Origin of the sequence: Pantoea coffeiphila (genome assembly GCF_016909495.1) — a bacterium.
GTDB classification, from domain to species: Bacteria; Pseudomonadota; Gammaproteobacteria; order Enterobacterales; family Enterobacteriaceae; genus Erwinia; species Erwinia coffeiphila.
In genome coordinates, this window is sequence record NZ_JAFBFW010000007.1 from 177,368 (window position 1) to 199,268 (window position 21,901).

25 protein-coding genes and 1 tRNA gene are annotated in these 21,901 nt (G+C 53.5%); 11 read left to right on the plus strand and 15 right to left on the minus strand.

Translation table 11 applies throughout. The features are described from left to right. Positions 1–7: 7 nt before the first annotated feature. On the minus strand, positions 8–634 hold the full coding sequence (locus JOE09_RS21640; protein WP_205067268.1) for a LysE family translocator: 627 nt from the start codon (positions 632–634) through the stop codon (positions 8–10). Positions 635–862: 228 nt separating this feature from the next. Here JOE09_RS21640 and JOE09_RS21645 point away from each other — a divergent pair, with 228 nt between their 5' ends. Both JOE09_RS21645 and JOE09_RS21650 read left to right on the plus strand, forming a co-directional pair. Then, positions 863–1,315 carry an Lrp/AsnC family transcriptional regulator gene (locus tag JOE09_RS21645; protein ID WP_105591638.1) on the plus strand — a complete coding sequence of 151 codons (453 nt, stop codon included), beginning with the start codon at positions 863–865 and terminating at the stop codon, positions 1,313–1,315. A gap of 170 nt (positions 1,316–1,485) precedes the next feature. Beyond that, the gene (locus JOE09_RS21650; protein WP_205067269.1) at positions 1,486–2,688 is read left to right on the plus strand and encodes an ROK family protein; all 1,203 of its coding nucleotides are present in this window, start codon (positions 1,486–1,488) and stop codon (positions 2,686–2,688) included. 72 nt (positions 2,689–2,760) lie between these two features. Here JOE09_RS21650 and JOE09_RS21655 read toward each other — a convergent pair whose 3' ends face one another. From JOE09_RS21655 to JOE09_RS21675, 5 genes are all read right to left on the minus strand, one after another. After that, positions 2,761–4,002: a nucleoside permease gene (locus tag JOE09_RS21655; protein WP_205067270.1), complete on the minus strand. Its 1,242-nt coding sequence runs from the start codon at positions 4,000–4,002 to the stop codon at positions 2,761–2,763. Positions 4,003–4,140: 138 nt separating this feature from the next. Then, positions 4,141–4,959, minus strand: coding sequence for a purine-nucleoside phosphorylase (locus tag JOE09_RS21660; protein WP_105591598.1), 819 nt, complete (start codon positions 4,957–4,959; stop codon positions 4,141–4,143). Between the two features lie 307 nt (positions 4,960–5,266). Beyond that, positions 5,267–5,342: transfer RNA gene (locus JOE09_RS21665), tRNA-Asn, on the minus strand. A 100-nt stretch (positions 5,343–5,442) separates the two neighbouring features. Continuing rightward, on the minus strand, positions 5,443–6,237 hold the full coding sequence (gene mtfA, locus JOE09_RS21670; protein ID WP_205067271.1) for a DgsA anti-repressor MtfA: 795 nt from the start codon (positions 6,235–6,237) through the stop codon (positions 5,443–5,445). Positions 6,238–6,477: 240 nt separating this feature from the next. Next, positions 6,478–7,134: a hypothetical protein gene (locus JOE09_RS21675; RefSeq protein ID WP_205067272.1), complete on the minus strand. Its 657-nt coding sequence runs from the start codon at positions 7,132–7,134 to the stop codon at positions 6,478–6,480. A gap of 591 nt (positions 7,135–7,725) precedes the next feature. Between JOE09_RS21675 and JOE09_RS21680 the strand changes: the two genes are divergently transcribed. Together JOE09_RS21680 and JOE09_RS21685 are read left to right on the plus strand one after the other, a co-directional pair. Continuing rightward, a complete protein-coding gene (locus JOE09_RS21680) occupies positions 7,726–8,421 on the plus strand; it encodes a phosphohydrolase (RefSeq protein WP_105591639.1) in 696 nt (231 codons plus the stop codon). Between the two features lie 81 nt (positions 8,422–8,502). Continuing rightward, complete coding sequence (locus JOE09_RS21685) at positions 8,503–8,751, plus strand: hypothetical protein (RefSeq protein ID WP_105591602.1); 249 nt, start codon at positions 8,503–8,505, stop codon at positions 8,749–8,751. Between the two features lie 219 nt (positions 8,752–8,970). On the opposite strand, the gene JOE09_RS21690 is transcribed toward JOE09_RS21685, so the two are convergent. Then, on the minus strand, positions 8,971–9,639 hold the full coding sequence (locus JOE09_RS21690) for an epoxyqueuosine reductase QueH (protein ID WP_205067273.1): 669 nt from the start codon (positions 9,637–9,639) through the stop codon (positions 8,971–8,973). Positions 9,640–9,740: 101 nt separating this feature from the next. On the opposite strand from JOE09_RS21690, the gene JOE09_RS21695 reads away from it, so the two are divergent. Then, positions 9,741–10,208 carry a very short patch repair endonuclease gene (locus tag JOE09_RS21695; protein ID WP_105591604.1) on the plus strand — a complete coding sequence of 156 codons (468 nt, stop codon included), beginning with the start codon at positions 9,741–9,743 and terminating at the stop codon, positions 10,206–10,208. A 3-nt stretch (positions 10,209–10,211) separates the two neighbouring features. On the opposite strand, the gene yedA is transcribed toward JOE09_RS21695, so the two are convergent. Continuing rightward, positions 10,212–11,129 (minus strand): drug/metabolite exporter YedA, encoded by a 918-nt coding sequence (yedA, locus tag JOE09_RS21700; protein ID WP_105591605.1) that lies wholly within the window; start codon positions 11,127–11,129, stop codon positions 10,212–10,214. A gap of 168 nt (positions 11,130–11,297) precedes the next feature. On the opposite strand from yedA, the gene JOE09_RS21705 reads away from it, so the two are divergent. From JOE09_RS21705 to JOE09_RS21715, 4 genes are all read left to right on the plus strand, one after another. After that, positions 11,298–11,573, plus strand: a complete 276-nt coding sequence (locus tag JOE09_RS21705) for a hypothetical protein (RefSeq protein WP_105591606.1) — start codon at positions 11,298–11,300, stop codon at positions 11,571–11,573. Between the two features lie 11 nt (positions 11,574–11,584). Then, positions 11,585–12,487, plus strand: a complete 903-nt coding sequence (locus tag JOE09_RS21710) for a DUF808 domain-containing protein (protein ID WP_105591607.1) — start codon at positions 11,585–11,587, stop codon at positions 12,485–12,487. 69 nt (positions 12,488–12,556) lie between these two features. Next, on the plus strand, positions 12,557–12,688 hold the full coding sequence (locus tag JOE09_RS26350; RefSeq protein ID WP_255416823.1) for a hypothetical protein: 132 nt from the start codon (positions 12,557–12,559) through the stop codon (positions 12,686–12,688). Positions 12,689–12,867: 179 nt separating this feature from the next. Further along, positions 12,868–13,041, plus strand: coding sequence for a YodC family protein (locus JOE09_RS21715; RefSeq protein WP_234471717.1), 174 nt, complete (start codon positions 12,868–12,870; stop codon positions 13,039–13,041). 55 nt (positions 13,042–13,096) lie between these two features. Here JOE09_RS21715 and JOE09_RS21720 read toward each other — a convergent pair whose 3' ends face one another. Next, a complete protein-coding gene (locus JOE09_RS21720; RefSeq protein WP_105591609.1) occupies positions 13,097–13,420 on the minus strand; it encodes a DUF6388 family protein in 324 nt (107 codons plus the stop codon). Between the two features lie 182 nt (positions 13,421–13,602). On the opposite strand from JOE09_RS21720, the gene yedD reads away from it, so the two are divergent. Continuing rightward, complete coding sequence (yedD, locus tag JOE09_RS21725) at positions 13,603–14,085, plus strand: lipoprotein YedD (protein ID WP_205067274.1); 483 nt, start codon at positions 13,603–13,605, stop codon at positions 14,083–14,085. Positions 14,086–14,671: 586 nt separating this feature from the next. Here the strand turns inward: yedD and amyA are convergent. Continuing rightward, positions 14,672–16,153: an alpha-amylase gene (amyA, locus tag JOE09_RS21730; protein ID WP_205067275.1), complete on the minus strand. Its 1,482-nt coding sequence runs from the start codon at positions 16,151–16,153 to the stop codon at positions 14,672–14,674. Between the two features lie 193 nt (positions 16,154–16,346). On the opposite strand from amyA, the gene JOE09_RS21735 reads away from it, so the two are divergent. Then, positions 16,347–17,330 carry a D-cysteine desulfhydrase gene (locus tag JOE09_RS21735; protein ID WP_105595112.1) on the plus strand — a complete coding sequence of 328 codons (984 nt, stop codon included), beginning with the start codon at positions 16,347–16,349 and terminating at the stop codon, positions 17,328–17,330. A 50-nt stretch (positions 17,331–17,380) separates the two neighbouring features. Here JOE09_RS21735 and pcaD read toward each other — a convergent pair whose 3' ends face one another. The 5 genes from pcaD to JOE09_RS21760 all read right to left on the minus strand — a co-directional run bounded on the left by pcaD (position 17,381) and on the right by JOE09_RS21760 (position 21,803). Continuing rightward, positions 17,381–18,136, minus strand: coding sequence for a 3-oxoadipate enol-lactonase (gene pcaD, locus JOE09_RS21740; protein ID WP_205067276.1), 756 nt, complete (start codon positions 18,134–18,136; stop codon positions 17,381–17,383). Position 18,137: 1 nt separating this feature from the next. Then, complete coding sequence (gene pcaF / locus JOE09_RS21745) at positions 18,138–19,340, minus strand: 3-oxoadipyl-CoA thiolase (RefSeq protein ID WP_205067277.1); 1,203 nt, start codon at positions 19,338–19,340, stop codon at positions 18,138–18,140. After that, entirely contained in the window at positions 19,318–19,998 is a 681-nt protein-coding gene (locus JOE09_RS21750) for a 3-oxoacid CoA-transferase subunit B (protein ID WP_239553252.1), read from the minus strand. The genes pcaF and JOE09_RS21750 overlap by 23 nt, the downstream gene beginning before the upstream one ends. Positions 19,999–20,017: 19 nt before the next feature. After that, entirely contained in the window at positions 20,018–20,704 is a 687-nt protein-coding gene (locus JOE09_RS21755; protein ID WP_205067279.1) for a 3-oxoacid CoA-transferase subunit A, read from the minus strand. Positions 20,705–20,870: 166 nt separating this feature from the next. Further along, complete coding sequence (locus JOE09_RS21760) at positions 20,871–21,803, minus strand: LysR family transcriptional regulator (RefSeq protein WP_205067280.1); 933 nt, start codon at positions 21,801–21,803, stop codon at positions 20,871–20,873. Between the last annotated feature and the right edge of the window lie 98 nt (positions 21,804–21,901).

Sequence of the window (21,901 nt, forward strand, 5' to 3'; positions counted from 1 at the left end):
TAGAGTCTCAATAAGTTATGCGAATAAGCTGTTCGGTAATCAAAATGAGCGCGATAACGATCATCAGTACGCCGGAGGTGCGGCTGACCAGCCGGGCGGCGTTGGGACGCGTCTGCAGTATGGCCCTTGAGCCGTAACCTACCAGCAGGTAAACCACTGAACAGCTGACAATATGCAGCAGGCCGAGTGCGGTCATCTGCACGGGTAAGGGCCACGATCCCTGCGGGTCGGTGAACTGCGGCAGCAGGGCGAGGAACAACAGAAACACCTTTGGGTTCAGGCCGCTGACGCACAAACCCCGCAGCGCCCACTGCCATCCGGAGCTGTGTTCTGCATCTGCCGCCACCGCAGGCACAGCGGGATGTCGCAGCATACCCATCCCCAGCCAGAGAAGATAACCCGCTCCCGCTACGGTAAGAACGGCCATTGCCGAATGCATACTGGCGATAAGTGCGCCTGTGCCGATGGCCACAACGATCGTGGCGAGTAAATGCCCCGACAGCAGTCCTGCAATGGCGGGAATGATCGCCCGGCCACGTAAACCGGCGGAAATAGCGTAGGCCCAGTCTGCACCCGGCGTGATGATAAACAGTGCGGACACGGCCCAGAAGGCGATGAAGAGATGCAGGGACATTTTTCTATCTCTCTGATTTAACAGGGGGGGGGGTTATGTTTTTACGGCGAATTAAGCGATGAATTTGAGCCGCGTGCACCGCGGTATTTTGCTTATTGCCTGAAAAGGGTTCATACAGCGTTGTTCTCGTCTGAAGATGAAGTCGGGAAGAAAAGATTATCCTTTCAGCGTTGAAATGTGCTTCCATACCTGTGGTTACTTTCGGCCTTATTGGGTAAATTTTTCCAAATGGACAGAATAGACAGGAAGATTCTTGCTGAGCTGCAATCAGACGGCCGGTTGTCATTAACCGATCTGGCCGACCGCGTAGGATTAAGCCTTTCCCCCTGCCATCGGCGGGTTCGTGCGCTGGAAGAATCCGGGGTCATAAGCGGCTACCGCGCCCACATTCAACCGGAACGGCTGGGGCTGACCTTTTTTGCCATCGTTTTCGTGACGCTAAAAGAGGGCGATCGCCAGGCCGTTGCGGCGTTTGAGTCTGCGGTACAGCAGGTAAAGAATGTGACGCTGGCACAGCGACTGTTCGGCGATCCGGATTACATCCTGCATGTGATTACTGAGGATTTGGAAGCCTTCCAGCGGCTCTATGATGAGCAGTTAAGCGGAATGCCGGGAGTCCGAAGACTGACTTCAACGCTGGTGATGAAGACAGTGGTAAAAGATGGGCCAATGCCGGTGTAGGCTAAAAATATAACGATGTTGAATAGAGGTCTGGTGTGAAAATCAACCTCTTTTACCCTATGGAATATATTATTATGGTACGGATCATGGTTACGCAGGCGCTGTGTCGTGCGTTGAGATAAAAACTGATATTTTGCATTTAATATCGGTGAATCATCATAGGTGGCGACGTGTTACTCAATCTACTGCATGAATTTCGTGAGTCTAAAAATTCAAAAACGCGCAAGCTTAAAACGCTGTACAGATTGATACTGAATCACGGGCCAATAAGGGCAGAGACATTATCGTCACTGGCCCATATCCAGTCGGCAACCTGTGCAAGATTACTGGATGAATTAAGTAAAAGCGGCCTGATTTCGACCGCCGAACTTGGCGAGTCTACGGGCGGCCGTAAACCCATTCTTTACCAGATCAATTCAGCGGATGGCTATGTTATTGGCATCGAGATCAGTGATATCTACTCCACCGTGCTATTACTGAATCTGAAACTTGATATTTTAGGCATGGTGAAGGTTCAGAATAAACGTGTTGAGCCTATAGATCGGATGATTGATGGTTTACTGATTAAAGTTGATGCGCTTTTGTCGGAATATAATTTGACGACGAAGGATATTTTAGGCATCGGTATTGCGCTGGACCACATTCTTGAGCGGGATAAAACCCCACCCGATCGCTATGAGTCTGAAATTTCAGAAATTCAGAATGTTATCGCAAGCAGAGTCGGCTGCCTGGTGACTATCGGTAGCGGAATAAATTTTGCGGCTTTAGCGGAATATCGGTTACGGTATAAATCACAAAGTCAGCGATTTTTATTTACCACCTGCGATACTGAAATCCGCAGCTGCACTATTATCGACAGCGTACTTTCTCGCCTGCCCATCAGCACCGCCCAGTCTTTTGGGCACACGACAATAGATATCAATGGGCTTCACTGTGAATGTGGTTCTGAAGGTTGCCTGAAGCAGTACAGTTCATTGGCGGCAATAAAAAATCAGGTTATACAGCAGCTCCGGCTGGATAAAGAATCAGTGATTAATACGTTGGTTAAAGACGAAAGCGAAATTGATTATCATGTCATTTTTCAGGCACTGGCTATGGATGACCCTCTCTGCCAGTCTGTTTTAGCCGAAGCGGCCCGCTATTATGGTGTGGCAATTGCCAACGCGGTGCTGATATTCCAGCCCGATGTGGTTGTCTGTGGCGGTACGTTAACGCCAAAGAATAACTTTTTTGCGCTGACTAAAGAAACGATAGAAAGAAAGATATCTGCTTTTCCACATATTAAGACCCGCATATTCTCTGCCAGTGATTCTTATGAAATCGTTGCTCAAGGGGCGGGTGGGGCAGTATTAGAAAAGTACCTTGAAGAATAAAGAACGCTATCCATTGGGATTAAACTGACAGATAACTGCGGGATGTGCAGGTATCTGTCAGAGTTTTTTCTATTAGCAGGCAGATGCTTCTTCTTTGTGATGGTAGTGGAAGGTAAAGTAAAAAATAACGGACAGAACGGCAGTGTAAGCCGCGAAAACCAGCCAAATTGTCGGCCAGTCCTTCACGCCATCAATACTGAAATAGTCAACGACCCGCCCGCTCAGTATCGCGCCAAAGTAAGCGCCAACGCCATTCACCATGGTCATAAAGAGCCCCTGTGCGCTGGCTCTCATTCGGGTATCGACGGTTTTTTCGATAAAAATAGAACCTGATATGTTAAAGAAATCAAAAGCACAGCCATACACAATCATCGACAGAATTAAAAACAGTAAGCCAATTGCTGAAGGATCGCCTAAGGCGAAGAAGCCAAATCGTAGCGTCCAGGCAAGCATGCTGAGCAACATGACCGTTTTAATGCCGTAGCGTTTTAAAACAAAGGGAATCGCCAGGATAAAACAGACCTCTGCCATTTGTGAAATCGACAGCAGCAGAGAAGGGTACTGAACAATCAGGCTGTCCTGATAATCAGGATTCCGGGCGAAGTCATGCAGGAACGGGCTGCCAAACGTATTGGTAATCTGTAAAACCGCACCTAACAGCAGGGAAAAAAGGAAGAACACCACCATGATGGGTTGCTTAAACAACACCAGGGCATCCAAACCTAACTTGCTTCCTAAGCCGGAGGTGATGGCTTTTTTTACCACTGGGATGTGCGGGAGCGTCAGGGAATAGACAGCGAGTAACAAAGAACAACCGCCAGCAATGTACAGCTGATTGCTGCTTAATTCGAATTTCAACAGGCTGATCAGCCACATGGCAATGATAAAACCGACCGTGCCGTAGACGCGAACCGGGGGAAAGTTCGTTACGGAGTCGAGCTGATACTGGGATAGTGAAGAGTAGCTGATTGAGTTTGACAGAGCGATGGTCGGCATAAATGCCATCGCATTGATCATCATGACCAGGAACATCACCGTCGGGTCGGTTACCGATGCCGCGTAAAACAGTGTTCCAGCGCAAACTAGATGGCAAATCATATATAGTCGATTCGCCGGGATATATTTGTCGGCGATAATACCTATAATCCCCGGCATCAAAATAGCGGCAATGCCTTTTGAGCTGTATACGATCCCCACTTCTGCACCGGAGAAGTTTAGCGTTCTCATCATATAGGCACCCAGCGTCACCAGCCAGCATCCCCAGATAAAATACTGCATGAATAACATTATTTTTAAACGGTATCTAATGTCCATAAAAGCTCCGGCCGGGACAGTGCGCTATGTATTTTGATGGATGACTGATTAACTCAATCATCATAATGAAATGACCACAGGTGCTGTATATCTGGTGCCGTTAGCACCTGTGGATTAATTAATAAACTGCCGTCAGGGTCAGAATCGCTTAATGACCTCAGTCACCAGATTCAGGAAGGTTGATTTCACTCTTTCTGCTGTTTCAATCACCTCATCATGGCTCAGTGGCTGATCCAAAATACCGCACGCCATATTGGTCAGGCACGAAATCCCCACCGTCTTAATCTGGGAATGATGCGCAACCAGTGCCTCTGGCACCGTTGACATTCCTACCGCGTCTGCGCCAAGGGTTCTGATCATGCGGATCTCTGCCGGTGTTTCATACGTTGGGCCGGTCCACCAGGCATAAACGCCTTCACGAAGTGATACCCCTTGCTCCTGAGCGACATCCTTAATTGTCTGGCGAAGTGATTTGTTATACACCTCGCTAACGTCTAAGAAGCGGGTTCCCAGTTCCGGGTTATTCGGCCCCATCAGTGGATTCGCCGCCGTTAAATTAATATGGTCGGTGATCAGCATCAGGTCGCCAGGATTAAACGCTTTATTGACCGCACCGCAGGCATTGGTGATGATTAATTTTTCAACGCCTAACGCTTTCATTACCCGCACCGGGAAAGTGACCTGTTCCAGCGAAAACCCTTCGTAATAATGGAAACGCCCCTTCATTGCCACAACGGTTTTATCGGCAATGGTGCCGATAACCATTTCATTGGCGTGCCCAACCGCTTCTGACTTCGCAAAGTGCGGGATCGCGCTGTAAGGAATACGTACGGCATTTTGCAGCGTGTCTGCAAATGGACCCAGACCGGACCCCAAAATAATACCGACGGTGGGCTTGAGGTCGGTGTGTTCTTGAATAAATTTCAGGCTTTCTAAAATATCATCTGTCTGGTGCATGACGGCTCTCCGCAAGAGTTCGTAATTGAATTTACGGCGATTATATCGTCGGCTGGAGGAGGGGTAAGCGATCTTGATCTCATTTTAAGAAAAAGTGGTGTCAATGGACAAACCGGGGTGGGTTGTGACGCTTACCACAGCAAAAAAGGTACGCGCAGGCTGCGAATAGCGCCCTGATGCTGAATGCCAGGAGGGGTTTCACGTTGAGTTTGTGCGCCGGTATGACAGCCGCGGACAGCATCCCGGCGTTTGTTTCGCGCATAGCAAAAAACCCGCTTAAGTTTCCTTAAGCGGGCTTCTCTAAATATGGCTCCTCTGACTGGACTCGAACCAGTGACATACGGATTAACAGTCCGCCGTTCTACCGACTGAACTACAGAGGAATCGTGTGAACGAGGCGCATATTAGCGATCTGCCTGTTACCTGTCAACAGCAAAAGTAGCGGTGCTATCTGAATGGCGTAGTTTGCAGCAGTCCGTTGTTTTAATGCACAATTCCATCCGGGTTTTGCTGTTCTAACGTGAGTTCCAAACGCTGATAGGGGTCCTGGCGATAAAACTGGCGCAGCCGCGCGTAAACCTGCGGGAATCTCACCAGCAGCAGTTCCGGGGCGCTGAAGAAATACTCCGACAGCACGGCGAAGCATTCCGCGGGATCGCTGGCCGCATAGGCATCAATGGTCGCCGCGTTTTCTCCAACCAGATCGACTTCTTCCTGAATTGCGTTCATCGCCGCCAGCATATCGCGCTCCCAGCCGGCAACGTCACGGAGTGCCATGGCCGGAATACCGGTTGACTCGCCGCTGCCGTGTGCGTCCAGCTTGTGTGCCACCTCGTGGATCACCAGGTTATAACCGGAGCGGTCAAAAGAATCCTGAATATCCAGCCAGTTAAGTACGATCGGACCCTGTTCCCAGCTCTGACCGGACTGCACCATGCGCTCGCGGTGAACCAGGCCAAACTCATCCTGCCATTCGTCATCAACCATAAAAGGGGTAGGGTAAACCAGCACTTCCAGAAAGCCATCCAGCCAGTCGTAGCCGAGGTTGAGCACGGGAAGGCAAAACAACAGTGCCAGACGGCACCGCTTCAACTCGTCCAGTTCAAGATTCTGTAAGCCAACAAGACGTTTCTGACGCAAAAAGCGTGCGGCGAGCGCGATCAGTGTCTGACGTTCATCCTCATTGAGCGGAGCGAGCAGGGGGATCTCAAGCGCCTGTTGCCAGGGTAATCCACTGGTCGCTGCGTCATCATCGCTTTTCCACGGCCATTTGATCATGCTGATATTGCCCCCATGCGCTAATGAATTCCTCTTACACCATGCCGCAGCCGCACAAATGCTGCAACGGGTTAATACACATTGCATGAAATTTGAGCGGCTGACGGGTGTGATGCTGATGAAAGTTGCCAAAACTGATGGCAAATTGAGGGGGATATTCAACCAGTTATATTAGGAATTGTCTGTGACGAAGCGCAAACGACGCTGAAAAACTTCAGCGTCGCGCATCATTCACAACGGTCAGATTCGTTCAAAGTCGATGACCCAGACCCAGGGATTCACTTCCCAACTGGTACCGCCATACTGCGCGGTCCATGCCTTGCGGTAGGCTTCTTTTGGAGAGTCGGTTTCGCTCTGCATAGTAAAGAAGTTATTTAAAAAATGGCTGTCGAACTGTACGCCTTCAGCGATGATGTCATCGTCACTGATATCCTGGATTTTTTCCACACGCAGACGGGTGATCAACAGGTCAATACGGCTGGCCCAGCGCGGCATATGAATACCTGCCTGCCAGCCGGGATGGCCTACGCCATCTTCACTGCCCCAGGCGCTGGTATCGGCACGGTAGCGGCAATACTTGCGGTCTTTGAACGCCGCAGGGTCCTGCTGATAGCGTGCAACGTCTTCAGGGGCAATAACCGGCCCGCGCCAGGTTTCCCGCACCCATAACCGATCGCCCGGCTGGCCGTGCGGGCTGTGGTGGCTGATGTTCTCCATGCTCATTACCAGGTTTCCTTGCAGGTGGTTACGCTTTACATCAATGCCGTAACAGCCTTCATGATTATCCTGAACCGGTCCGAAAGGTTGGGATTTCATGATGCGCCGGGTCTGGCTTTGACGGCCAGAGAGCAGGGCGCGCACCCGTTGATCGCTGAACAAAATCGGGCGTTCTTTCATGGGATAACCTCTATATCTTTCTCAACCAAACCAGTCACATAGTTAAAATGAAAACACAATGCGGAGAACTCCTAACTTAAACCTTTAACACCAATCAGGGGCATTTATTTGGTAAAACATCAGTAAAATTTACTAAAAATAACTGCAAGGATAAATGCTGCTGATGGCGATGTACTGGCGGTAAAGTGGCCGTTTTCAGGCGGCATGCCGACGTCATTTTTGCAGCGTAACATATTTTACATGTTGCTTAATTACAATGTCTTAAAGCAGTGCGGCATTTTTAAAATATTCAGAAAAGTGTGGAGCTTACCTGGAAGGGGTAATGTAAAGCAAACGATAATCTTTGCCATGAGTCGACAGGTGAAACGTTTCGTTACCTTTGCGCTGTATTATGACTGCTTAATGATTTGCGCAAAATTAAAGCGGTATATTTAAGCCGCAGAAAGTACCAGCTTGCAATCAAGCTGTAACATAATGAATACATGTACTATATAGTGATGGAGGTCTCATTTTTACCACCATGCCACAGCTCTTTAGTCGTGGTCTGACGCCACCAGGATCTCAACAAGTCCAAAGAATGAAGGAGAGTCTATTATGCTGAACACCTGGCAATCGCGCTTCGAACAGTGGCTACATCAGAGCTGGCAGAAAGAAGATAAAGCGCATGATGTGGCTCATTTGGCGCGCGTATGGCAAACCGCACAGCGCATTATGCAGGGAAGCGAGGCCGACCCGCTGGTGGTTTTGACCAGCTGCTATTTTCACGACATTGTTAACTTACCGAAAAACCACCCGGAGCGGCATCTGGCTTCTGCCCAGGCGGCGGAAGAAGCCCGACGGGTTCTGCTGACGGAGTTTCCGGACTTTCCTTCAGAAAAAATTGCCGCCGTAATGCACGCGGTTCACGCCCATAGTTTTAGCGCCGCCGTGACGCCAGAGACGCTGGAAGCAAAAATCGTACAGGATGCGGATCGTCTGGAATCTCTGGGCGCTATTGGCCTGGCGCGCGTATTTTATGTCTCCGGCGCGCTGGGGCGTTCGCTGTTTGACAGCCATGATCCATTGGCCCGCGAAAGGCCGCTGGATGATGCCGAATGGGCGCTGGATCATTTCCAAAAAAAGCTGCTTAAGCTGCCGCAAACTATGCAGACCGCCGAAGGCAAACGTCTGGCAGAAATCAATGCAGATTTTTTGGTGGCCTATATGGCAAAACTCTGTGCGGAACTACAGGGGGATTTCTGCGGCACGGATCGACAGGTACTGGCTGAGTTTGCGGTTAGCCACTGATATATTAAATTTTTATGACAGTATGGTTAAATTTAGCTTAACAGGCTAATTTGATGTGTAAATTTATCAGGAGATTCAACAATGACTGAGACAGTAAGCCTGACGTTAAAGATCGATCCTGTATTAAAAGAAACACTGAAAGCCATTGCGCTGGAAAATCAGACTTCGGTCAGTCAGGAAGTGACCCGCCGTCTGCTGATCACGCTTGAAGGGGCAAAAGAACCGGAAGTGGATAATCAGGATACGGCTGAAGAACTGTCAGAACAGCTGAGCGCAGCAGAACTGAAGCAGGTCCGCGCGCTGCTGAAAAAGAGTAAAAAGAAAAAATAAGCGCTGAGGACGTTTCGTGTATCCGCTGCGATTAACGCCCCTTGTCGTGAGGGGCGTTATGTTTATCTCTATTTCAGTGTTTTGAACAATTCATGCACCGACGGTTTGTCGCTGTGCCTGTGCCACTTCCCTGGCGATTGTCTCACCGTTGTGACTGACAACGCTCTTACTGCGGTACCTGTCTCACTCCCGCAGCGATTATCATCATCAGGCGATAATTTATGATTTTCCCTCAGCGTCTTCATCACCGTAATACAACACGCCCAGTTTAATTAACGGACGGCCCTGGCTTTTGCGATGCAGGTTGCTGTCGCGCAGCGAATAGACGCAGCCGCAGTATTCCTGCTGATAAAACCGTTCGCGCTTGCTGATTTCGATCATGCGCGCCGCGCCGCCTTTTTTGCGCCAGTTGTAATCCCAGTAGCTGATGCCCTCATAAGGCGCGGCCGCCCGGTCACCGCAGTCGTTAATCTGCTGCATATTCTTCCAGCGTGAAATACCCAGTGAACTGGAGATGACCGGAAAACCGTTCTCATAGGCGTAAAGCGCGGTGCGCTCAAAACGCATATCAAAGCACATGGTGCAGCGCACACCGCGCTCCGGTTCCCACTCCATGCCTTTTGCCCGCGCAAACCAGTTATCGGTGTCGTAATCGGCATCGACAAACGGAATACCGTGCTGCTCGGCAAAGCGGATATTTTCCTCTTTGCGCAGTAGGTACTCTTTCTGCGGATGAATATTCGGGTTGTAGAAGAAGATGGTGTAATCAATGCCTGATGCCTGCAGGGCTTCCATCACTTCACCAGAGCAGGGGGCGCAGCAGGAATGCAGCAGCAGTTTATTCGCGCCTTTCGGCAAAGTGAGTTTATCTCGTTCAACAGTGCTCATTAAATCAGATCCACTTTAACTGGAATTTTGGCTAAGTGTAGAGGCATCCTGCGCGACAATAAAGCGCTATACTCAAACGTTGTTGCCAAAGGAAGATCAGGATGGCTGACGTACATAAACCCGACGTGCGTAGTAAAAATATGCGAGCGATCCGAACCCGCGACACCGCGATTGAACAGCGCGTGGCGGAGCTGCTGGGCGAACTGGACATCACTTTTCGCGCGCAGGACAAATCGCTGCCCGGCAGGCCCGATTTTGTTTTGCCGGACTATCGGGCAATCATTTTTGTTCACGGCTGTTTCTGGCACCATCATCATTGCCACTTATTTAAGATGCCCGCCACGCGTACGGCGTTCTGGATGGGGAAAATTGACAGTAACGTAGCGCGCGATAAACGCTATATTGCTGAGCTTACCGACGGCGGCTGGAAGGTGCTACTGGTCTGGGAGTGTTCGCTGCGCGGTAAAACGCGGCTGGAAGAACAGGCGCTGAGCGCCCGTCTTGAAGAGTGGATCTGCGCCGCTGAAGGCAACGGCGAGATCGATGAAAAAGGCATTCACCAGCTTTAACGGTTAATCCCTGCTGATGGGTTTGATCACGGGTTTTGCCGGGAACAGATATTTTCCCAATGTGACCAGCACCACCGCAAATACGATGATCGCCAGCGCCAGCCATTCACGAGAAGAGAGCGTTTCCCCGGCAAAGCCAATTCCCAACAGCACCGCCACCACCGGATTAACATAGGCATAGCTGGTCGCCACTGCCGGGGTGACATTGCGGATCAGGAACATATAGGCGTTGATGGCGATAATCGAACCAAACAGGCTGAGATAGCCCAGCGCCAGAATGCCCGGCAGTGTGGGCGTTCCGGTCAGATGCTCACCGCTCAGCGTGCTGGCAAGCAGCAGCACAATTCCCGCCGACAGCATCTCAACGGCTCCTGCCATCATTCCCTGCGGCAGCTCAATGCGTGAGCCCCAAACGGAACCGAACGCCCAGGTCATTGAACCCGCAAGAATCATCAAGGCTCCCCACGGATTACCGGCCATGTGTCCACCGCTGTTGAGCAGCAGTATCCCCACCAGCCCCACGCCGATCCCCACCCATTCAATCCAGCGCGTCTGAATGCCAAACATGCGGCTAAAGCACATCGCGAACAGCGGCACGGTCGCCACCATCACCGCTGCCAGTCCGGAAGGGACGTGCTGATGTTCGGCCACGGTGACCGCGCCGTTACCCATCGCCAGCAGTAAAACGCCGATAATCGCCGCATTTTTTGTGGCTTTCAGCGACGGCAGTTTTTCCCCGCGAAGCAGCAGAATCGCCATCAGCACAACGCCCGCCAGCAGGAATCGCAGCCCGGCCATCATCATTGGCGGCCAGCTTTCCACACCGATACGGATAACCAGATAGGTTGAACCCCAGATAAAATAGAGAGAGAACAATGCCGCCAGCAGCGGCAGCCAGGCAGGAATACGACGCAACTTCATGTTAATAGCTCAGTCCGGTTGAGTAATTGCAGCGCTAAATTCTCGTTTTTTAACGCGGAATAGGGAAATGTTTTTCTTCAGGAATGGGAATTTTTTTACAAAATTTGCACTTGTTACGCATAATTGTTTAGATCATCCCCACTTTCTACGGCGAAGCGCAGGGCGAAGATGGCCAGTGTTAAACTGACGGTAAAGCGTTTGTATCAACTAAGCGGTGAACGGATGGTCAACACCCGGGCGACGGCGCGTATTTTCGTCGGCGATCGGCTGATTGCCACGGAGGAAATTACCGGGATGACCGAAAGCCCGGTAAGCAAGTATCTGCACCACACCGAGCGACAGGGTCAGCCGGTGCGCGTTGAGTGGGACTGCGAAGGTATTGCCGATATGGCGGTGCTGGAGATTGAGCGGTGCCCCTGCTGTCAACATGATGAACATGAATAAGGAATCACACTTTGGCGGGAAGTAGCTTACTGAGCTTGCTGGATGATATTGCCACGCTGCTTGATGATATTTCGGTAATGGGAAAAGTAGCGGCAAAGAAAACCGCGGGTGTACTGGGGGATGACCTGTCTCTTAATGCGCAGCAGGTTAGCGGGGTGAAAGCCAATCGTGAGCTTCCGGTGGTGTGGGGGGTGGCCAAAGGCTCATTCCTCAATAAGCTGATCCTGGTGCCGCTGGCGCTGGTGATCAGCGCTTTTGCGCCATGGGCAATTACGCCGCTGCTGATGATTGGCGGCGCCTACCTCTGTTATGAAGGGGTGGAAAAGGTGCTGCACAGCCTGCACAAAAGCAAAAGTGATGAAACCCCGGAGGCCCGCGAGCAGCGTTTGCTGAAGGTGGCGCAGCAGGACCCGGCGGCCTTCGAGAAGAAAAAGGTGCAGGGGGCTATTCGCACCGACTTTATTCTCTCTGCGGAAATTGTGGCGATCACCTTAGGGATCGTCTCGGAAGCTCCGCTGCTGAATCAGGTTTTGATTTTGTCCGGGATTGCGATTCTGGTCACCGTCGGCGTTTACGGCATTGTGGCGGCGATTGTGAAAATTGACGACCTTGGCTACTGGCTGCAGAAAAAAAGTTCGGCACTGGCGAAATCGGTGGGCGGTGTACTGCTGGCGACGGCACCGTGGTTGATGAAAATTCTGACCGTGGTAGGAACCGTGGCGATGTTTCTGGTCGGCGGCGGCATTATCGTGCACGGTGTGCCGTTCCTGCATCATGCTATTGAAGGATTTAGCGCCGGATTGGGCGCGCTGGTTGCGGCCCTTGCGTCTAACGGGGCCAATCTGGTGATCGGGTTTATCGTGGGGTCGATTGTGCTGTCGCTGGTAAATTTGATTGCCAGAGTGCGCGGCTAATCGGTATAACGTGCGGCTTGCGGACTCGCCAGGCGGGTCCGTTTTTTTTACCAATGTGGGAGCAATGTGATGAAAGACGATATTTTTGAATTTGATATTGATGCGCAGCTGGAGCAGGCGGAAGCCAACGCAGAGAAAAAAGCCGCAGAATTGCCGGCCGACTTAGGCGATGAAGCTGACTGTGAAGGTTGCAAAATCTAAGTGTAAGTGAGAGCTGGTTCACATAAACGAAACCTGCAAAACTTATTCATTTTTTTTATTTATCGAGTTTTTAACTGCTTATTTGCATTTAACAATTTGTTTACCTCCAGTTAACAGCATCGAAATCAACAAGATGCTATAACTATTCTGTCTTTTAACCGGAAGGGAGGTGCTTTGTGATGTTTATAATCAGTAATGAAGTGCAGCACAAGGATGGTGGACCCGTGATGATTGTGACGGGTGTTGCCAGCGGTATGGTTGAATGTCGTTGGTACGATGGTTTTAGCGTAAGGCGGGAAGCATTCCGCGAGGATGAGCTGGCGGCAACGTCAGGCTCCCGCCTGGCCGGTTAAGCGCTACGACCCCCGAACAGACGTGTTGGCGCGTCTGTTCGGGAGGATCGACCGATCACAGTTCGTTCTGAATACAAAACTCTTCCCAGCTCAATCCCAGCGCTTCAGCATGCGAGCGCAGATAGGTTTCAATCGCTTCCACCATCACGGCTTTATCCGGCTCGGCCAGCTGAATGGCAAATAAAACGCCGTCCAGTTTTTTCTCGCGCACGTAGGCCGCGTAGGCGCGATCTTTTTGCAGCGCCTGAAGCTGTTCAATACTCATACCGACGCTGGCCGCCTGTTCTGCTGTGAGGTTCTCAATACCTGATTTCAGCTCCGGATGAGCTTCAAGAAACAGGTCTTTAGCAATGGCGTAATATTCTTCAACGGTTTTCATAGCGGTCCTGCCTGGGTAATTTCGGCCGCCAGTGTACACGGGGCAAGCGGGAAAAGAAAAGGTGCGGTGCGGTTGCAGGCAGGGTGAAAAGGGCAGAAATCGGTCGTGAACTGGCGATCGGGCTTGCGGCACAGCGGGAATTAATTATAACGTAGCGCGAGATTCATAAAGCAGGGAAAAACATGAAAAACTGGATTATTGCAGGGCTGGCCGTTACCGCGTTGAGCGGTTGTGCGCAGCTGGAAGGTTACAGCAGCGCGGTGAAAACGCCACCGCCGGCATCGCTGGTGGGTAGCTGGCAGACGATGGGCCCGCAGAAAGGGCTGGTCAGCCCTGAAGCGCGCGCCAGCCTGATTATTACCGCCGCGGGCGATACGCTTGACTGCCGTCAGTGGCAGCGGGTGATTGCCAAACCGGGCAAGACCACTCTGCTTGATGGTGACTGGGTGAACATTAATAATCAGTCCCGGGTGATGCCGCTGGAGCTGGAAGGCAGCGTTTTGCATTACGATAAGCTGACGTTGAGCAAGGTGAATCAGCCGACGGCAGAGTGCCAGAAGGCGCTGGCGGATAATGCTGAACCGAAAGCCGCACAGGCTGCGGGTGAGCCGACTGCTGCAAAGAGTGGTAAGCACTATAGCGGTGTGTTTAATCGGGCGAACTGATGCGGGTTGAGCCTGGTGCTTGCTGAGATAGTGTGCCAGTGCTGTGTTGTTTGCCGCGTCGGGAGTTAGCGCTGGCTGGCCGTGCCCCCCGTTCGGGCGGTCCTCGCGCCGCTAAGCGGTTCCCTCACTTCGTTCGTCAGCCGGTCGGAGCGTCACAGACGGGCGTCCTGCCCGGCTGTAACTTTCGGCCACGTCCGTGTGGCCGAATCCTGGCTTCCTCTCTGCGTTCAGCGCTGTGGATTGCCCTCTCGGGGGCACGGCCAGCCTGCTGTCAAAATTCCGTGTTGCCTGAAAATCTAAAAGCGATGAAATGATTAACGGGGACAGCCTCTGCTGCTGCGTAAGGGCATCCACAGCGCTGAGGTGGAGCCATTACGCCAGGAGACGACAACACGGATGTTGGCGTCAGGTCAGGTTTGAACAGGGACGTTCAATCCTGGCCGATCCGGTCGGCGCAATGGCGTAACCGAGGGTACCGCAACGCAGCGCGAGGACCGCCCTGAAGCAGCAGCAGAGGCTGAACCCCAACAACCAATTCAACAGCGAGAAAAGCGTGTAGTCATTGGCTGCGCGAGGAGCCGCTACACTATTCCAGTACCCAAACGCTCACGCTGCCCGGATTACAGCGGAACGTCGCGATACCGTTCTCGTCACTTTCAACCTGCTCCTCGCGGTGGCCGAGATAATCAAACCAGCGCTTACCGGCAAAATTCTCACCCAGCTCCAGCACCTTCTCCCCCTCATCCCCGTTGGACATGATCACAACGCAGCCCGGCAGTTCCTCCGTGCCGCTGCGCGCAAAGGCGACGCAGTTGGCGTGATCGAACCACTCGGTCTGCACGCCGTGCGCATACAGCTGGCGGGCACGAATCAGCGCTTCAAGCTCCGCCACCACCGGCATCTCAATCTCATACTGCTCGCCGTCGTCGCCCTCATCCTGATAGCGGGCACCGTAAAGATCGGGATAGAACAGGGCAGGGACGCCGTTTTCGCGCAGTAAAATCAGCGCGTAGGCCAGCGGTTTGAACCAGGGATCGACCGGGGCCTCCAGCGCCTGTAACGGCTGAGTATCATGGTTGGCGACAATGGTTACCGCATGCCACGGATCGGCCGCGACCAGCGTGTCGGTAAAGATCTGGCTCAGATCGTAATCGGAACCCTGCTGCGAGGCGTGATGGAAATTCATTTGCAGTGGCGCATCAAACAGCATGGTTTTGCCGTCCACCTGGTCAATATACTGCTGCAGCTTGTCCAGCTCATGCGACCAGTATTCGGCAACGATAAACAGCGGCTCGTCGTTGACCTCCTGCACGTGCTCGATCCACTCTTTGTAGAACCAGGCCGGAATATGCTTCACCGCGTCCAGCCGGAAGCCGGTGGTGGCAGGGATTTGCTCCATCACCCAGCGCGCCCAGTACTTCAGCTCCTCGGTCACCGCATGGTTGCGAAAGTCGATATTGGCACCCATCAGATAATCAAAGTTGCCCAGCTCATCGTCGACCTGTTCGTTCCAGCCCTCGCCGGTATAGTCGTTGACGATCTTGAACACGCCGTTCTCATCGGGGTTTTCAATATGATCGACGCCGCTAAAACATTTGTAATCCCAGACAAATTTTGAATATTTTCCCTCACGAGCCGGGAAGGTGAAGCGGGTCCAGGCTTCGGCTTCGATCACCTCATCATCAATCTCTTCGCGATTGTCGGGATTCACGCGGTTGATCTGCACCCGTTCCTTTTCATCCGCACCCATTTTGTGGTTAAGCACCACATCCAGAATGACCCCTATCCCATGGGACTTCAGCGCCTCGGTTGCGGCCAGCAGCTGCTCTTTATCACCGTACTTAGTGGCTCTTGAACCCTTCTGCTCGAATTCGCCTAAGTCGAACAGATCGTAAGTATCGTAACCAACGGAATACCCGCCGGACTCGCCTTTATACGCCGGGGGTAACCAGACAGCGGTTACACCCATTTCAGCCAGACTGGGGGCCTTATCAACCACTTCAGGCCACAGCTTGCCGCCATCGGGATAGTACCAGTGAAAAAACTGCAACAGCGTGGGATTGCGCATATCCTTGTTCCATTTTTCATCAGTTCGGGATCTGAATTATGGAGCAGCCGTTGTGAAAAGTGTGATCTAAGCTGTAATTTTTTTTCACCGTTATTCAGCCTGGCATTGAGTTATCACCAAATGAAAGATGACCCGATCGCTATCTTCTGCAACACTAAGGAATAATTCGAACGCACATCTCGCGGAGGCCGCGTTGTCCTTACATAATCTTGTTAATTTTCCCCGTGTTGAGCTGTTGGGTGCTCCAACGCCGTTGGAGCATTTACCCCGTCTTTCAGACTATCTGGGGCGCGATATTTTCATCAAACGTGATGACGTTACGCCAGTGGCGCTGGGGGGCAACAAGCTCAGAAAGCTGGAGTTTCTCGCCGCCGATGCGCTGCGCAATGGCGCTGACGTGCTGGTTACCGCCGGCGCTATCCAGTCTAACCACGTTCGCCAGACGGCAGCAGTGGCGGCAAAACTGGGTTTGAAATGCGTGGCGCTGCTGGAAAATCCCATCGATACTCGTGCAGAAAACTACCTCAGCAACGGTAACCGTCTGCTGCTGGAGTTGATGAATACGGAAGTGGTGATGGTGGATGCGCTGCACGATCCCGACGCGCAGCTGGAAGAGCAGGCCACGCTGCTGGAGGCTCAGGGATTCCGCCCGTACAGCATTCCGGTCGGCGGTTCGAGCGCACTGGGTGCGCTGGGCTACGTTGAATGTGCGCAGGAAATTGCCCACCAGAGCGAAGGCGTAGTGGATTTTGCGGCGGTAGTGGTGGCATCCGGCAGCGCCGGGACCCATGCCGGACTGGCGGTCGGGCTGGAGCAGCTGCTGCCGGATACCGAACTGGTTGGCGTCACGGTTTCCCGTAAAGCTGCCGCTCAGCTGCCAAAAGTGGAATTACTTCGTCAGCAGGTGGCGCAGTCGCTGGAGCTGAACAGTCGCGCGGAAATTACCCTGTGGGATGACTACTTTGCACCTAAGTACGGCGTACCGAATGAAGAAGGCCTGGAAGCGGTAAAACTGCTGGCGCGGCTTGAGGGTATTTTCCTCGACCCGGTTTACACCGGTAAGGCGATGGCGGGGCTGATTGACGGTATCGCTCAGAATCGTTTCCGTCGCGAAGGGCCGATTGTTTTTGTGCATACCGGCGGTGCCCCGGCGCTTTTTGCCTACCATCCTCTTTAAGCGTGTTCAATGTTACCGGTGCCGTGCGTACCGGTAACAATTCTACTGATTCAGGCCAGCAGAAAATCACAGACCCGTTCGCTGAATGCCTGCGGGCACTCAATATTACTCAAGTGCGAGGCGGGCAACAGCGTCAGCTCGGCACCGTGAATATGGCTCCGCAACCACTCTGAATCAGCGACCGGCGTAATCAGGTCGTTTTCACCCGCCACAATCAACATCGGCAGTCTTATACGCCTGACCTCTTCCCGCAGGTCGGCGGCGGCCAGCGCTTCGCAGCAGGCGGCATATCCCTCCGGACTCGCCTGCGACAGCGCCACGCTCATTTCACTGACCTGTTGCTGAAAATGACGAATAAAATCTTCGCCGAACCAGCGGGAAGGCGCTGAAGCTGCGATCGCGGACAGTCCTTTTTTACGGATATGGCGGACGCGCTGCAGCCAGTGGGCAGAATGGCCGATGCGGGCAGCCGTATTCGCGACGACCATGCGCCGGCAGCGATGTGCAGCAAAACGGCTGAGCCACAGTCCGGTGAGCCCCCCCAGCGAAACACCACAAAAGTGGGCCTGCTGAATGCCTTCTCTGTCCAGCAGATCGATAACATCGCGGCCCAGCAGTTCGAGGGTGACCGATGACGGAGGTAACGGCGTATTGCCGTGGCCGCGTGTGTTGTAGCGCAGCACGTTGAAATGACGGGTCAGCGCGGCCATCTGTGGCTGCCACGACGTGAAGGTGGTGCCCAGTGAATTTGATAACACCAGCACGGGGGCATCAGCCGGACCATCGAGTCGATACTCAATCTGCATGTTAACTCCTCTCAATAATCATCGCGATCCCCTGACCAACGCCGATACACATGGCACACAGCCCGTAACGGCCGTTGCTCTGCTGTAGCGCCCAGGCGGCGTTCATCACCAGTCTGCCGCCGGAAGCACCGAGCGGATGCCCGAGGGCGATGGCACCGCCATTCGGATTCACTCTGGCTTCATCGTCCGCCAACCCCAGTTCGCGGGTGACGGCCAGTATCTGGGCGGCGAAGGCCTCATTCAGCTCAATCACATCCATTTGCTCCAGGGTTAAGCCGGTGAACGCCAGCACTTTGCGGATGGCTGCCACCGGGCCCAGCCCCATAATGGTGGGTTCAATACCCGTAATTGCGCTGGCAATAATGCGCGCCAGGGGCGTGAGTTGATGTCGTTGCAGGCCCGCATCGCTGGCCAGCAACAGGGCGCACGCACCGTCGTTCAGCCCTGATGCGTTACCCGCTGTTACCGTCCCCTGTGGAAACGTTACCGGCTTCAGTTTTTCCAGCATCGACAGCGTGACGGGGCGCGGGTGTTCATCCTCAGAAAACCAGCTGGAAGGGGCGTTTTGATGCGCGATCTCCACTGCCATCAGCTGATCGCGATAAAACCCCTTGTTCTGCGCGTCGGCTGTGCGCTGCTGGCTGCGCAGGGCCAGCGCATCCATATCCTCCCGGCTGATATCGAATTTAGCCGCCAGATTTTCAGCGGTTTGCGGCATCGACTCTACGCCGTACAGTGCCTTCATACGCGGATTAATCAGCCGCCAGCCCATAGTCGTGTCTTCCAGCTGCATCTGACGGCTGAAGGCTTTATCTGCCTTGCTCATCACGAAAGGTGAGCGGGTCATATGCTCTACGCCACCCGCCATCAGCAGATGGTTTTCCCCGGTATGAATACTCCGGGCGGCCATGGCCACCGCGTCCAGGCTGGAACCGCACAGACGGTTGACGGTGCAACCGGGTACGGAAGCGGGCAACCCGGCAAGTAGCAGGGCCATGCGCCCAACGTTTCGATTATCCTCTCCGGCCTGATTCGCGCAGCCGTACAGCACGTCGTCCAGCGCGCGCCAGTCAATCTGGCTGTGCCGCTCAACCAGCGCTCGGATTGGCAGTGCGGCCAGTTCATCCGCACGGATCGTGGCGAGGCCGCCGTTCAGTCGACCAAAAGGGGTGCGTACGGCATCACAAAGCCAGGCGTTGTTCATCGTATCTTCCTCCCCGATCGCAGGCGAAAGTCAGTTCAACCGGCGTAATATCCTGGAGCTGCTGCGGCGTGATATTACTGAGGATTTCACGCACGATTAGCCCGTTCCCGGTGACATCGATGACCGCCCGATCGCTGTAGATGCGGTTGACACAGGCCATTCCGGTCAGCGGATAGCTACATTGTTCAACAATCTTGCATTCGCCGCGGCGTGTCAGATGTTCCGTCATTACCACAATGCGTCGGGCTCCAATTGCCAGGTCCATTGCGCCACCCACGGCGGGGATCGCATCGGATTTGCCTGTACTCCAGTTAGCCAGATCGCCTCGCTGGGATACCTGATAGGCCCCCAGCACACAGAGGTCGAGGTGCCCGCCCCGAATCATTGCGAAGGAATCGCCGTGATGGAAAAAGCAGCCGCCGGGGAGGAGGGTAACCGGCTGCTTGCCGGCGTTAATGAGGTCGGGGTCTTCGTCCCCGGGAGCGGGGGCCTGGCCCATCCCCAGAATGCCGTTTTCGCTGTGCAGGAAAATATCTTTATTGGCGGGAAGGCAGTTGGCGACCAGAGTGGGCAATCCGATCCCCAGATTAACGTAGGCACCATCGGGAATATCCTGCGCGATACGCATCGCAAGCGCCTCGTGGCTGATTTTTGCCATGTCCATATTCGCGTACTCCTCAGGTCAGAAGCGGGGTTGTGCGGTGATCGGTCACGACCACGCGCTGTACAAAAATTCCGGGTGTCACCACCGCTTCCGGATCAAGTTCACCCGGTGACGCCAGAAAGTGGACTTCGGCAACGGTACAGGCGGCGGCCATCGCCATAATCGGCCCGAAGTTACGTGCGGCCTTGCGGTATACCAGATTGCCCCAGCTGTCTCCGCGCTCTGCTTCGATCAGCGCAAAGTCTGCTCTGAGCGGCATTTCCAGCACGTACTGGCGACCATTGATTTCCCGCGTTTCTTTACCTGCGGCCAGTTCCGTTCCGAAACCGGTAGGCGTATAGATCCCGCCGTATCCGCAGCCGGCTGCCTGAATCCGTGCCACAAGGGTTCCCTGCGGCACCAGCTCCAGCTCAATCCTGCCGCGACGGTAAAGATCGTCAAAAATCCATGAATCGGTCTGCCGTGGAAATGAGCAAATGATTTTACCGACACAACCGGCCTTAAGCAGCGCGGCCAGGCCACTGTCGCCGTTGCCCGCATTGTTACTGATCAGCGTCAGATTACGGGGCCGATGGCGTACCAGCGCCTCCAGCAACGCATACGGCTGACCGGCGGGACCAAATCCGCCGATCATAATCGTGGCACCGTCCTGCACATCGGCGACGGCCGCGTCGGTGGCATGCAGATTCTTGTTGATCATTACTCCTCCGGTGAGTGAGTGAACGAAACGTTCCCGGCATCCGGTGCATTACCTGATGCCAGAAACACTCTAAACGCTCACTCTTTGCGCGATGTTGGTTTCAATGCTATGTTTTTTAACCCTCTGAAAAATAGTTATAAATGATAAATGTCATCGATATTTCAGGCTATTTTTCCTCCTCCCAGTGCGCCGGCAGCGGCTCCAGATAAGGGATCGCTTCTTCTTCGCAGAGCTGATAAATCATGTGTAGCAGGGCGCGGATATCCGCCGAACGGTCAAACTGGCGGATGCTGATAATAATCGGTGACACCATTTGCGGCTCACTCAGCGTTTTAAACACCACCTCGTTACGGCGCAGGCTGCTCATGCATTCCGGTACCAGTGCAATACCTTCTCCGGCGGCAACCAGCCCCAGCGCTACCTGAAGTTCGCGTACGGTTATCACGCTGTACGGCTCCAGTGACGCCTCCTGAAACAATGCCAGCACCTGATCGGCGAAGTTCGGATGGGGTGCCTGCGGATAGAGGAGCAGCGGCTCGGGCTGAAGCTCCTTTAGCGTCAGGAAAGGCTGGCCAGAGAGCGGATGGTCGGCAACCAGAGCCGCCATCAGTGGCTCATTGCGCAGGGTGATTCGGCGAATCCCCGGGCTTTCATAGCGGATGCGGCCAAACCCGAGATCGATTTTTCCTTCCTTCAGGGCCTGTAGCTGCTCCAGGCTGGTCATCTCAAGCAGCTGCAGCGCGATTTCAGGATGGCTGGCGCGAAAGCGGCGGATCATGCGCGGCAGGATGCCGTACAGCGTGGAAGCGACAAAGCCCACCGTGAGCGAGCGCCGGGCCTCGGCAATGCGCCGGGTCATGTTTTCCAGCTCAATGCCGTGAGCAAGGAACTGTACGGTCCTGTCATAGAAAAACTGCCCGGCGCGCGTCAGCTCCAGCGGGCGCGAACCGCGAACCAGTAGTTCTACGCCCAGGCTCTCCTCCAGCTGACGGATCTGACGGCTCAGCGGTGGCTGGCTGATGTGCAGGCGCTCCGCCGCCCGGTTGAAATTTCGTTCTTCGGCGACGGCCACAAAATAGCGCAGGTGACGGAGTTCCATCGGGATACCTTTTGAGTATGAAACCCATGCCGTAACGGTCTTTGACCGTAATAACACGGCGCGTATGGTCTATTTATCGCAAATCCACAAAATTCATT

What these genes read in the sequence shown, in the direction of transcription:
- JOE09_RS21690 (WP_205067273.1), bottom strand. Translation starts at nt 9,639, where the DNA reads ATGAGCACTGTTGAACGAGATAAACTCACTTTGCCGAAAGGCGCGAAT.
- JOE09_RS21750 (WP_239553252.1), bottom strand. Translation starts at nt 19,998, where the DNA reads ATGGCAAAAATCAGCCACGAGGCGCTTGCGATGCGTATCGCGCAGGAT.
- mtfA (WP_205067271.1), bottom strand. Translation starts at nt 6,237, where the DNA reads ATGATCAAATGGCCGTGGAAAAGCGATGATGACGCAGCGACCAGTGGA.
- pcaD (WP_205067276.1), bottom strand. Translation starts at nt 18,136, where the DNA reads ATGCAGATTGAGTATCGACTCGATGGTCCGGCTGATGCCCCCGTGCTG.
- JOE09_RS21645 (WP_105591638.1), top strand. Translation starts at nt 863, where the DNA reads ATGGACAGAATAGACAGGAAGATTCTTGCTGAGCTGCAATCAGACGGC.
- JOE09_RS21695 (WP_105591604.1), top strand. Translation starts at nt 9,741, where the DNA reads ATGGCTGACGTACATAAACCCGACGTGCGTAGTAAAAATATGCGAGCG.
- yedA (WP_105591605.1), bottom strand. Translation starts at nt 11,129, where the DNA reads ATGAAGTTGCGTCGTATTCCTGCCTGGCTGCCGCTGCTGGCGGCATTG.
- JOE09_RS21640 (WP_205067268.1), bottom strand. Translation starts at nt 634, where the DNA reads ATGTCCCTGCATCTCTTCATCGCCTTCTGGGCCGTGTCCGCACTGTTT.
- JOE09_RS21655 (WP_205067270.1), bottom strand. Translation starts at nt 4,002, where the DNA reads ATGGACATTAGATACCGTTTAAAAATAATGTTATTCATGCAGTATTTT.
- JOE09_RS21660 (WP_105591598.1), bottom strand. Translation starts at nt 4,959, where the DNA reads ATGCACCAGACAGATGATATTTTAGAAAGCCTGAAATTTATTCAAGAA.
- JOE09_RS21675 (WP_205067272.1), bottom strand. Translation starts at nt 7,134, where the DNA reads ATGAAAGAACGCCCGATTTTGTTCAGCGATCAACGGGTGCGCGCCCTG.
- JOE09_RS26350 (WP_255416823.1), top strand. Translation starts at nt 12,557, where the DNA reads ATGAAAGACGATATTTTTGAATTTGATATTGATGCGCAGCTGGAGCAG.
- JOE09_RS21760 (WP_205067280.1), bottom strand. Translation starts at nt 21,803, where the DNA reads ATGGAACTCCGTCACCTGCGCTATTTTGTGGCCGTCGCCGAAGAACGA.
- pcaF (WP_205067277.1), bottom strand. Translation starts at nt 19,340, where the DNA reads ATGAACAACGCCTGGCTTTGTGATGCCGTACGCACCCCTTTTGGTCGA.
- JOE09_RS21685 (WP_105591602.1), top strand. Translation starts at nt 8,503, where the DNA reads ATGACTGAGACAGTAAGCCTGACGTTAAAGATCGATCCTGTATTAAAA.
- JOE09_RS21720 (WP_105591609.1), bottom strand. Translation starts at nt 13,420, where the DNA reads ATGAAAACCGTTGAAGAATATTACGCCATTGCTAAAGACCTGTTTCTT.
- JOE09_RS21715 (WP_234471717.1), top strand. Translation starts at nt 12,868, where the DNA reads ATGTTTATAATCAGTAATGAAGTGCAGCACAAGGATGGTGGACCCGTG.
- JOE09_RS21705 (WP_105591606.1), top strand. Translation starts at nt 11,298, where the DNA reads ATGGCCAGTGTTAAACTGACGGTAAAGCGTTTGTATCAACTAAGCGGT.
- yedD (WP_205067274.1), top strand. Translation starts at nt 13,603, where the DNA reads ATGAAAAACTGGATTATTGCAGGGCTGGCCGTTACCGCGTTGAGCGGT.
- JOE09_RS21755 (WP_205067279.1), bottom strand. Translation starts at nt 20,704, where the DNA reads ATGATCAACAAGAATCTGCATGCCACCGACGCGGCCGTCGCCGATGTG.
- amyA (WP_205067275.1), bottom strand. Translation starts at nt 16,153, where the DNA reads ATGCGCAATCCCACGCTGTTGCAGTTTTTTCACTGGTACTATCCCGAT.